Here is an 11,156-nt window from a genome sequence, read left to right as displayed (position 1 = left end):
TCGGGCAAACCCGTTTTGAGCCATTAAAAAAGACATCTGCTCCCTAAAAAATGGAGGCAGATGTCTTTTTTGTAACTTCTATGAGACTCCCGATGAAAAAGCGTTAGTTCTTCAGTGGCCTCGGCAGATGCCCCGGACTTCTCTTCTTCCCTGCTTACACGTTCAGGCTGACTTGGTAGCCCGGCTGGTTCTTCGGATGGCTCTGGTCCATGAAGACGGAACGGTCGTTCTTCAGCATGATGACTTCGAAGAACGGCGTGAAGCGCTGCTCCGTGATGTTGAAGGCCGTAAGGAACTTCGCGAAGAGCTCCTGCTCCTGGCGCTCCGGCTCGCCATCGGCCAGCGAGGAGTCGACCAGGTTGACCAGGATACACATTTTTTGTGCATCGGTCAGGATCGGGGCCGCTTCCTTCAGGAAGTTATCCACGGAGTTCGAGCGGATGTACTTCAGCGCGCGGTCGAGCAGTGCACGGTTGTTCGCGCCTACGCCGATCGTGCCGCCCGACTTCTCGCCGCCGAGCACCGCCAGCAACTGGCCCACTTCCTCGTTGTCCATTTCTCCGTCGGACTGCATCATGTACAGAAGCGAAGTCGCGAAGGCAAAGTGAGGCGTCATGCCCTCTGTTGATTTATCTCCCTTGAACATATCGAACAAACCCATGAGTGGAAACCTCCCTGATTATATGTAGCCCTGGGCGGCCTCTGCCGCTCCGGTACTGTTTCATACGGACGAGCTCCGCAATGGTTTCAACCGACTCACCGCAAATATCCCTCTTTCTTGTGCTGGCGTCCAAAGCCGGGTATCATGGTAGCAAAAAGGAAGGAATGGTGGGACATGCCGATGGTTGAACATATCGTCGCTTTTCAGTTCACTGAGGAGATCGGACCCGACAAAGAACGCGAACTGCTGGAGATGCTTCACTCCTTCAAAGGACGGATCCCCGGTATCGTCGAATTGACCGCCGGCCTGAACGTGACGGAGGAAAAAGATAAGATCCAGGGCTACACGCTCGGCCTGCGGGTGACGTTCGAAAGCCAGGAAGCGCTTCGCGAGTACGGCCCTCACCCGCTCCACCAGGCATTCGTGAAATCCCTCGAAGGCATCCTGCAGAATGTTATTGTCCTCGACTATCCCATCGCCCGGTAAGGAGATCCGCCTCCTTCCAGCCGAATAAGCTTAGCCTCACGGCCGCACCAAGGCCAAGGGACTAAGCTTATTCGGCGTTCTCACTTCAAAGCGTCCCGGGGAGAAAGGGCGAATATCCGCCGAACTTCCACTTCAGGGGAAGCGCCCCCCGGGTATGACGCACCTCGTCCAGTTCGAATCGCACTACGCGTTCCGCCCCAGGGAAGTCCGCTGGCGAATCCCCGTTCTCCTCCACCGATGCCCGGCCTGAGAGCTGCAATACGTCCCCCCGTTCAAAATCCAGGAACAACAGGCCCGCCTCCGGCGAAACCAGCAGGTTGCCGAGCGTGTTGAACATGGCGTTGCCCGCGTAGTCCGGAAAAAGAATCGTCCGCCCGTTCGTCACCCGCACGAAGCCGGGGGCTCCTCCGCGGTGGGATACATCCGCCCCTTCTCCGGGATGACGGCTTGCAATGAAGAAGGTGTCCGCCGAGCCGAGCCACGCTGCTTGCGCTGCCGACAGCTCCCGGGCGGCCTGTGGGCGCTTCGCTTTCGGCGGACCGCCGCCCCTCCCCTCTTCCTCTTCCACCCAGGTGCGGAGTTGAATGTACTTCGGGCAGTTGGCGTAGACCTGTTCGGCTGAGACCGCGAATCCCGCTTCATCGATCTGCGTCACCATGCCGTTCAGCCGCATCCGCCGCCGGGTCGCGAACTCGACCGCGAGGAACCCGGCCCGTGCCCCGGGCAGCAGCACGGGACCCAGAGGATCTTGCGGCAGCGGCAGCGCACCGACCCGCATCGTCCTCTCGTCCGGCACGGAGAGGAAGCCCGGACTGCCGCTCAGGGGCGAAGCCCAGACCCGCCCGTCCCCGGCCGCCGCTCCGGCCAGAAGCAGCGGCTGCGCTTCGAGGAAGAGCTTCGCCGGTGCCGGGATCGTACGGCGGATGCCTCCCCCCACCTTGCGCGCAATCTCGGCCACGCCGGCGCGCTCCTGCATCCGGAGTTCCCCCTCATGGAAACTCATCAGAAGAAGCCGCAGGCCGGCCCTTCAGCCTTGGCATGCTGGTGTCCGTTGACGCCTTCCGGCGCATAGATCTCCAGCCGGATGCCGTCAGGATCGAGGAAGAAGATGCCGCCGGAAGCGGAGGACTCGCCATGCAGCACTACGCCGTCATAGATCAGCGGGACTTCCTCCGCACGGAGCCGGTCCTCGATCCCCCGGATCTGTTCGATGGAAGCCGCTTCGAAAGCCAGGTGATGCAGGCCCGGTCTGCCTGTGTCGAAAACTCCCCCGCTCTGCTGCCACAGGGTGAGGATAAGCCCGCTGTCGTCCCCGAGAAGGGCGAAGGCCCGCTCCTCTTCATCCGAACGGTGTTTCACTTGAAATCCGAACACCGATACATAGAAGTCCACCGAACGGTTCAGCTCCGTAACATTCAACCCGACATGACCTGTTTTCATACTTCCATCTCCTTTTCTAACCATCATAATTCTCTTACGGGCATTATCATAACGCGATTGGATTAACTTGTAAATACCCAATTTACAGGTTAGAATAAAAGAACAACAAGGAGGTCACCTCTATGGAGCATTCACAATCATCCGCTTTTCTATGGATCGGCAACCACTGGGTAGTCGACTTTATCAATACACGCAAAATGTCGGCGGGAACCCGCCTTGAGCTGCTGCCCACCTTCCAAGATATACGGAGCTGGCTGCAGGAAAGCGGCCGCGGCCACTTGATCCGCGGCCTGGAGCTTCCACTTGCGGCTGAACAGGAGAACGAGCTGCACCATGAGATTCTCGGTCTGCGCCGCCGGCTGGAAGAGGGGTTCGAGAGCCTCCTCCGCGGAGAAACCTGGCCGGATGAGAACATGCGCCTCCTCTGGAACGAAGCGCTGCAGCGTTATTCCGGCTGTCTTCAGGTGCTTGGGGAGCCTTCCCCCTTCCGTACGGAGCGCCTCTACACACTGGAGCATCTGCCGGGGCTGTTCTGGGAAGAAGCTGCACTGTTCCTGCAGTCGCTGGAGCCCGGCAAGCTGAAGCGCTGCGAGAATCACGCGTGCATCCTGTACTTCTACGACAACAGCCGCAACCAATCGCGACGCTGGTGTTCCATGGCCGGCTGCGGCAACCGGATCAAAGTCGGCATGCATTACAAGCGCAAAAAAAAGACCGCTTCCGAGGGAAGCGGCACAGAGCCTGTCTAAGCCGGGCAAGGCCGGCTCTTGTTCCACGATCTCATGCCTCTAGAGTACAGGCCGCTCTCCGGCCGGCTCTTCTCCCGGCTGTCCTGCTGCGGCAGCATGCTCCTTCCCATCCGCATAAGCCCCTGTTCCTGAAGCCGGAGCCGCCCCCTCATCTCAGGACAGAGTGCGGAGTTCATACCCGGCGGGGCACCTCTCTCATCATGTAGGGATAGAGGAGCACGAGTCCGCCCGCATAGAGGGCGAAGGCAACATACGCAGGCAGCAGGTGAACGAAGTTCGTATAGCCGATTGTATAATGGACGCTGAACCCCGCCAGGAATGCGGGCAGACCGCCGAGCGCCAGCGTCCACCATACCCACCTCCGGCCTTGGCCGATGCCCCAGAGGGAGAGAATCAGCACGGCCAGCGCATCGGAGAACAGCGCACCCCCGAATCCTGCCCGGTCATGCGCGATCAGCGGGATGAGCCGGTCATTGATGGCGGCTAGCATCTCGGGCGTGGCGCACAAGTACTCGAGATCCGTCGGCACGAAGACCCGGGTGATGCCGATCCCGGCAATGACCCCCCCGCCTGCAGCCAAGGCGAAGCCCAGCATGACGAACAGCAACTGCCCTGCCTGCGCACGCCGCCAAGCCTTGCTATTGTGCAGATTCGCTGGCTCAGGCGACGGCAGATCGGCGGGCGCGCGCATCGCCAGCACGAACATCGGCAGCAGCACCGCGGCCGCCAGCGCATGCAGCGGATCGAAGTAACCGTAACCCAGGTACAGGAAGAACGAGCTGAAGCCCACAAGCCCCGAGGTCAGAAGCGCCGTACGGGTCCAGTGCTGGCCCAAGCGCAGGCCGTGATAGGCGAGTTGAAAGTAGACGATGCCGATCGAGATCATCGTTCCCGCCAGCGTGACCCGGTCATGGGACATGAACGGGAGGATGCCGCTGTTCGCCAGGCTGAGCAGCAGGGGATCCATGCCGAGATAGCCGATGTCGTACGGGAGCACGACCGTCGTAGCGGCAATGAGCCAGGCGATTACGCCGCCGAGGATCATTCCCAGACCGAGCAGGCACATCCACCTCCAGTGCGACCAGAACGTCGGCGGGACGGGCGGGGCGGCCTCCCGCACCTTCTCGTAGATCAGCGCCTCGTTGATCCGCTTCGGCAGGCCCGGCCCCGAGAACACCAGACCGCTGTGCAGCTGGACACAGTCCGCTCCCGCCTCCACCGCATCCAGCGCATCCTGCGGCTGGTGGATCCCGCCTGCGGCGATCAGCGGGAGCTCCGGCCCCAGCCCGCTGCGGATCCGCCGCAGCTGTCCCAAGGCTGGCTCCAGCCCCTCCCGCCCGATATGCGCGCTTCCGTCGGCCGAATAGATGGCCTCGCCTACCACCAGGCCGTCCCAAGCCTGCTCCCGCAGGATGGGGAGCAGCGCCGCGAACCCTCCTGCCGTGAAGTCAAGAGGCAGGTAGAACAGCATCGGGCGGCCGCCTTCCTCCGGCGGCATCCGTCCGGCGGCCCGCACCGCCCGCAGCACCCCGGCCGCTTCTTCCAGCGTCCAGGTATCCCTGGTCTCAGGTGTGAGCACGTCGATATAGAAGCCTGCCGCATAGGGAGCCAGCTTCGCCGCCATCTCCAGCAGCTGGCCCTTGGCTTCCGCCGGAGAAGCGCCGGGCATGGGACAGAGACGGAAGAAGTGCGGCAGACTATGGCCTGCACCGCGGGACATCTGCCGTAGCAGGCTATCCAGCCCCCCGTTGACGGCGGGCTCCGGATACCGCAGGGTCTCCTCCTCCGCATTCCTCCCGACCGGGAGGGAGGCCTCCACTTCCCGCAGGGTCACCGGCCCGATCTCGATGAAGCCGAAGCCGAACTGGGCCAGCGCCTTCTGGGCGGTCCCGTACACATCCAGCGAACCGCTTAAGCCGACAGGATACTTCAGGGTGATGCCGAAGAGCCGGCTCTCCAGGATCGGATGCGATTCCATGTAGCCCAGCGTCTTGATGACGAACGTACCGCCGGGAATGCGGCTGAGCAGACCCATCGCTCCCAGCGTGATATCGCGGGCGGCCAGCGAGGGAAGCCGGAATAGAAGCGGACGGAACAAGGACTGGTAGGACCAATCGGGCATGCGCGCTCCTCCTTTCACCTTCCGTCGAATAAGATTCCATCCATCCATACCAACCAGACTCTTTTAGAAATAGCCATAAGTATAAGAACTCTTCCAGGTATGGCAATGATAACCACACCACCCAGACTAATGATTATTTGTTCCCCTGTAAAGTATAGAGTTCATGCCCAAGAATATGTTGCTTAGGATCAGAGGCAATAAATAGGAGGCCTTCACCCATCTTCATGGAGAGGACTTCCTCGTGACATGCATCAACCTCGTTGTGCCTGGCTTACTTAAGCGCGCATCCCAAAAAAGGACCGGAGCCTCAGCCGCCCCGACCCTGTCGTTCCTTTATTCAGAGATTCGTATGTTCGCCTGACGATGGCTCGGCAGGCGGCTGCTCCCCGCGCTTCTTCCGGCCGAAGAAGCCGCGGAGATACTTCCATGCCCCGCCCAGCACGACCAGAAGGATCACGCCGAACTTCTTGGCGAAGAGAAGAATCATAGCGAGCAGGCCAACTTTCTTCGCTACGGCAAGTCCTGCGCCGCCAAGCACGAGCGCCGTCAGACCATATTCGGCAACCTTGTCCTTGGCCGGGTCGAAATCTTCGTACCGCTCCCCTTGCTTCATGGAGATCTTCGGCAGAATGGCTTCCGTCAGCACCTTGCGGTCCGCCTCGCGGTGTGCGGGATCGGAGACCAGAATTACGGAGATGACGCCTTCCCGTGTCAGCAGCCGCACGTTGTAATTCAGCAGCGGCTCCTTCGCCTCGGTCTCCGCCAGCATGGACCACGTCAGGTTATGCGTCTTCTCATCATAGAAGGGTTGGATGTCCCAGCCGGTGACATGGATACGCTCCTCTGCTGCCCGTTCCTTGTTGCTCTCCTCCGTACCTTCTTTATAGCTCTTCAGGATGTCGTCCGAATCGAGCTTGGCTTTCTCGTCATCTTCGACATGGCCTGTTTCTTCATACTCGAAGAACACGCTCCACTGCTGATCGGGGTCCTTGGGGAATATACTTCCGATCTCCCGGCCGGATGGATGTTCCTTGCTGTCCGTCAGCATCCGCTTGGTGCTCTCGCCGTCCAAGAATACGAACGGGGCATCCAGCTCCACCTGGGATACCTTGCCGAGATCCACCTTCTTCGGACCTTCTACCCACGGGTAAGTCTTCTCTTCAGAGGCCCATATCGACCCCGTCGTACCTAGCATACAGAATAATGCCACTGCCACAATCATCTTTCTAACCAATTCCTGTTCCCTCCTGCGATCACTATGTAATTATCTGGGTGCCTAGGGCTTATCCAGTGTACTACGAAAGACCTACGAAAGGAACCGGTTATTCTCTTCCCATTCTTAAATTTCCTTTAGAAACAAAAGATTTAATACAAAAAGAACCACATCCCCCCAGGGACGTGATTCTTTTTGGGTTCATCCGGCCCCCGTTTCTCCATGAGGGAGGCTGGATGATAAGGCTTGTCTGCCGGCAGGTTCCCCCGCCCGCCAAGCCGTTACTGGTTCTTCTGCCACTGGAGCAGGATTTCCTTGTCCCGTCCTAGCTTCTTCCCGATCTCCTTCTCGATCCCTTCGAGGATCGTCTTGGAGTCCGTATTCGCCTCAATGCCGCTCAGGATGCCGTCGGTCCATATCTCCTGGGCCTTCGTATCGAGCGGCGTCACCATACGCTCCTTCATCTGTCCGGCCAGGCTCTCGTACAAGGCGTTCGTGTGCTGGCCTCCCATATACGGGTTCGTCTGGGCCATGACATTGGCATTGCCCCGGGACGGAAGATAAGCATGCGTGCCGCCTCCCTCGCCCTTCTTGCTGGCTACCGTTGCCGTATGCTCGACGAATTGCCACGCCTCCTTTTTGTGCTTGCCCTCGGAAGGAAGAATGAAGCTGGAAGAATTCTCGAACCCATAGAGACCGAACGGCAGCCGGGTAGCCCGCCACTTGCCTTCCTGCTCCGGCGCCCAGGCCTGGATCTGGTCGGCCCCCCATGTCCCGAGATACAACATGGCGATTTTGCCGCTCTTCACGGCTTTCTCTCCCACCTCGGTCCATATATCCACGTTGGCGTCCAATCCCTTCTGGTTCACCGTTTTGGCTATATCCAGCGCACGCACCATCGTATCGTTATTCCGCATCAAGTTCAGACTGCGGTCAAAGAAAGGCATGCTTGCCTCGTGGAGATGAATCAGATCGCTCTCCCACTGGACGATGTAGGAGCCGTGCTTCTGCAGCTCTTCTCCGATCGCGAGCCAGTTGTCCGGATTCTCCATGAACTTCCCCAGCGCTTCGGGCTCGTCCGGGAAACCGTAGGCCTTGAGCAGATCCGCCCGGTAATACGTCACCGACGGAGCCGTATCCAGCGGCAGCGAGATCAGCCTCTTGCCGTCCAGGGACATCATACTGTCCCACATCGATGGGCTGAAGTCCGCCTTATAGCGGCCCGCATCGTACGGGGGCGAGAGCAGGTTCTCCACCCCTTCAATCGCGCCAAAATCGCCTAAGTGCGCACTGTCGACCAGCATGATGTCCGGACCTGTCCCATCCGCCAATGCGCTCAGGTACTTCTGGGCGTATTCGGCGAAAGGATACGACGTTACCTTGATATCGATGTTCGGATGCTCGCGGCGGAAAGCATCGATTGTCGACTGCCATCCGTTCTCATAGTACGTCCACAGCGTAAGCTCCACGGGCCCCTGCTGGACCTCGGGCGTTGTCTCCTGCGAGGGCTGGGCCGCATCGCCTGCAGGCTTGCCGCAGCCGGCAAGCACCGTTAGACTCACGGCCAGAATGACTGCGGCGCAGCGGCTCCATACGGTTAGCTTCATGTACATTCTCCTTTTCTTGCGTTCCGATTCACAGGTTGTTGACAGTCAGCTCTGACGAACGAGCAGCGGTTCATTACGGGATACGAGCCGTGCAAAATCCGATGAGGGCAGCGGCCGGCTGAAGTAGTACCCCTGAAGCTCGTCGCACCGATGCTCCATGAAGAAGTCGAGCTCGCCTTGCGTCTCGATGCCTTCGGCCACCACCCGCATCCCCATACTGTGCGCCAGCTCGATGATCGCTTTGACGACCGAAGACTTCTTCCCGTCGGCCGCGACATTCTCGATGAAGGACCGGTCCAGCTTCACGTGATGGATCGGCAGATGCAGCAGCTGGCTCAGCGAGGAATAGCCTGTCCCAAAATCATCGATCGAGATCTGAACCCCAAGATCCTTAATCTGCTCGATCGTATCGATCACGCCGTCCACATTCTTAATGAATACCCCTTCGGTCAATTCGAGTGAAATGTACCGGGCATCGAGTCCTGTTTCCTCGAGTACCCCTTGAAGCTGCCGGGCGAGGTTCCCCTCTTCAAAATGCCGGGCCGAAATATTCACCGCTATAGGAAGCGCCGGAAGCCCCTGCAGCTGCCAGGCCTTATTCTGAAGACAGGCCTCCCTCAGCACCCACTTATCGATATCCAGAATGAGACCGGACTCTTCCGCCTGCGGGATGAACCGGTCGGGGGAAACCGCGCCAAGCTCCGGATGCTGCCACCGGATGAGCGCTTCCATCCCGCATACCTTCCCTGTCGCTCCGCTGATCTTCGGCTGGTAATGCAGCCGGAACTGCCCTTGCTGCAGAGCCTCCCGGATACCCGTGTCGATCAGCAGCTTCTCCGTAGCCCCGACCTGCAGCGGTTCGTCGAAGAACCGGATACAGCTGTCTCCCTGTTCTTTGGCATGGTACATGGCCATATCCGCATTCTTGACGATCGTATCCATATCCTGCCCATCACGGGGGAAGATGGATACGCCGAGACTGGTCGAGACATAGACGGAAGTCCCTTGGAGGACGACCGGCTCCGCGAAGGAAGCGAAGATCCGCTGCGCTTTGCGGCGCAGCAAGGACTCATCGGCCCCTTCTACCACGAGCACGAATTCGTCGCCCCCGAGGCGGAAGACCTTCGTTCCCTCCGAAGCATTGACGGCGAACCGCTGGGCTGCCGCCTGCAGCAGCTCGTCGCCCGCCGCGTGGCCCAGCGTGTCGTTAATCTGCTTGAACCGGTTGAGATCGGCGAACATAACGGCCACCGTGCGTTCTTCGGCATTCTCCCGCTCCATGAGCTCCCGGAGATAGTTCATGAAGTACAAGCGGTTCGGCAGTCCCGTCAGCACATCGTAATAAGCGAGCTGGTGCAGCTTCTCCTCGGAGCGGCGGAGCTGCTCCGCTTGTTCCTCGAGCCGGGCGTTGTTCTCCTGCGATTCCCGGAACATGCGGCTGAGGTTCACCGACATCTCCCGGAAATTGAATATCAGGTAGTGGAACTCGGAGATGCGGCTGCTCGGCCACTCCACGCTCTGCCGGCTCTTCAGCTTCTCCGGCAGGCCTGTCGTCGCCTCCGTCAGACGGGAGAGCGCCCGGATCAGCACCCTCTGGACGAAGAGAGAGAGCAGCGTCACACAGACCACGAACAGCAGCAGGAACCGGAGCTGGCTCTCATATTCCCGGAAAACCTGGTCCTGATAGGAGGCGGTAGGCACCTGGATGTACAAGTGAAACGGAAGCGGTTCGAGCGGCTGTACGAGCATAAATCCGCCTCCCTGCCACCTCTCGGTCGGCAGGATATCCGGCTTCGCCTCCGGCAGGCGCTGGAAGAACCGCTCCCCGAGCGGCACAATCTCGTAGCCCTCTCTCCACTGGAAGAGCTGCCGAGGTACCGCCCCCGTACCGTTGCCTGCGAGAATACGCTGGTTCGTATTGGTGATCGTAATCTGGAACAGCGTCTCCGACGTATGCTTGTTGACCATATCCTGAAGACGGCCAAGCTGGACGGCTCCCATAAGCTTGATCCCGACCAGATCTTCTTCCTCCCACTGGCCCAGCTCCTCGATGATGCTGTTCGCCGTATTGACCGCCAATCCTTTGGAATTCTGAACGGCGGTATCGTAGGACCACCACGAACTCATGACGATATAAATCATATAGGGAAGAATCAGTGCTCCGATGGACAAATGAACGAGCAGCTGCCCAAGCGACAGCATCCGTCCCTGCTCCGAGGAAGGGCCGATGCCCGCCGGCAGCAGCACATGCCGCAGAAGTATATCCGCCACCAGTGCATTGAACACGCCATTCGTGATCGAGAACATCAGGACGGGCAGCAGGAGGTGGTGATCCGCTCCATAGAAAGCCGCTCCGGACCAATAGATCAGGGGAAGCCCGATAGCGATCCAGTACACGAAGTCCCACCGGGCCAGATTGGCTTGGCCTGGAGAGGAGATCAGCCCCAGGAAGAGCACCTCCGCGAACAGGACCACCCCCTCGTACACCGGTTCCCCGGCCCCCATCACCATGAAGACCGCAATCGCTGCGGCTGACGCCACCCCGGCCCCCAGACCGAAGAGGCGCAAGGAGGTCAAGAGAAAGATGCTTGCGAAGGAAAAGGAAATGCCGTACACCAGCTGCAGCTCCCGGGACGCGCTCAACAGGGCGAGAACCAGGCACACGGCAAACGTTATGAGGTCTATCGTCCGTATCCCCGCCTTGATCTTCACCAGGCTCTTCATATGTATTCACCCTCATCCATAGGCGGAACTCTCCTTCCGGGCAAGCATGGGAGAGTTCCCCCGGCGCCCTTGTTCTTCAGAATAGGTCAAGTTGTTGTTATCATCAGCTGCATCCAAAAGAAAAGGAGCGCCCTAAGGCAGCTCCAGGTATCGT

Annotated in this window: 9 protein-coding genes; 2 read left to right on the top strand and 7 right to left on the bottom strand. The window is 59.5% G+C overall.

Annotated elements, in window-relative coordinates; genetic code table 11:
* Positions 1-154: 154 nt before the first annotated feature.
* Complete coding sequence (locus O9H32_RS10770) at positions 155-661, bottom strand: tellurite resistance TerB family protein (RefSeq protein ID WP_269866052.1); 507 nt, start codon at positions 659-661, stop codon at positions 155-157.
* A 174-nt stretch (positions 662-835) separates the two neighbouring features.
* On the opposite strand from O9H32_RS10770, the gene O9H32_RS10765 reads away from it, so the two are divergent.
* Entirely contained in the window at positions 836-1,147 is a 312-nt protein-coding gene (locus tag O9H32_RS10765; protein ID WP_269866051.1) for a Dabb family protein, read from the top strand.
* A gap of 85 nt (positions 1,148-1,232) precedes the next feature.
* Here the strand turns inward: O9H32_RS10765 and O9H32_RS10760 are convergent, their stop codons facing one another.
* Both O9H32_RS10760 and O9H32_RS10755 read right to left on the bottom strand, forming a co-directional pair.
* Positions 1,233-2,150, bottom strand: a complete 918-nt coding sequence (locus O9H32_RS10760) for a pyridoxamine 5'-phosphate oxidase family protein (RefSeq protein WP_269866050.1) — start codon at positions 2,148-2,150, stop codon at positions 1,233-1,235.
* Positions 2,150-2,587 carry a VOC family protein gene (locus O9H32_RS10755; RefSeq protein WP_269866049.1) on the bottom strand — a complete coding sequence of 146 codons (438 nt, stop codon included), beginning with the start codon at positions 2,585-2,587 and terminating at the stop codon, positions 2,150-2,152. Before O9H32_RS10755 ends, O9H32_RS10760 begins: the two co-directional genes overlap by 1 nt.
* A gap of 122 nt (positions 2,588-2,709) precedes the next feature.
* On the opposite strand from O9H32_RS10755, the gene O9H32_RS10750 reads away from it, so the two are divergent.
* Positions 2,710-3,336: a CGNR zinc finger domain-containing protein gene (locus O9H32_RS10750; protein ID WP_269866048.1), complete on the top strand. Its 627-nt coding sequence runs from the start codon at positions 2,710-2,712 to the stop codon at positions 3,334-3,336.
* 172 nt (positions 3,337-3,508) lie between these two features.
* Here the strand turns inward: O9H32_RS10750 and O9H32_RS10745 are convergent, their stop codons facing one another.
* The 4 genes from O9H32_RS10745 to O9H32_RS10730 form a co-directional block, all read right to left on the bottom strand.
* The gene (locus O9H32_RS10745; RefSeq protein ID WP_269866047.1) at positions 3,509-5,458 is read right to left on the bottom strand and encodes a dihydroorotate dehydrogenase; all 1,950 of its coding nucleotides are present in this window, start codon (positions 5,456-5,458) and stop codon (positions 3,509-3,511) included.
* Positions 5,459-5,795: 337 nt separating this feature from the next.
* A complete protein-coding gene (locus tag O9H32_RS10740; protein WP_269866066.1) occupies positions 5,796-6,680 on the bottom strand; it encodes a DUF2167 domain-containing protein in 885 nt (294 codons plus the stop codon).
* 272 nt (positions 6,681-6,952) lie between these two features.
* Positions 6,953-8,278 (bottom strand): ABC transporter substrate-binding protein, encoded by a 1,326-nt coding sequence (locus O9H32_RS10735; protein WP_269866045.1) that lies wholly within the window; start codon positions 8,276-8,278, stop codon positions 6,953-6,955.
* A gap of 45 nt (positions 8,279-8,323) precedes the next feature.
* Positions 8,324-11,002: a putative bifunctional diguanylate cyclase/phosphodiesterase gene (locus O9H32_RS10730; RefSeq protein ID WP_269866043.1), complete on the bottom strand. Its 2,679-nt coding sequence runs from the start codon at positions 11,000-11,002 to the stop codon at positions 8,324-8,326.
* Positions 11,003-11,156 lie beyond the last annotated feature (154 nt).

The organism is Paenibacillus caseinilyticus (assembly GCF_027533645.1).
In the GTDB taxonomy this organism is placed as follows: Bacteria; Bacillota; Bacilli; order Paenibacillales; family NBRC-103111; genus Paenibacillus_G; species Paenibacillus_G caseinilyticus.
The sequence above is the reverse complement of the archived record's forward strand: the minus strand, read 5'-3'. Positions and strand labels throughout refer to the sequence as shown.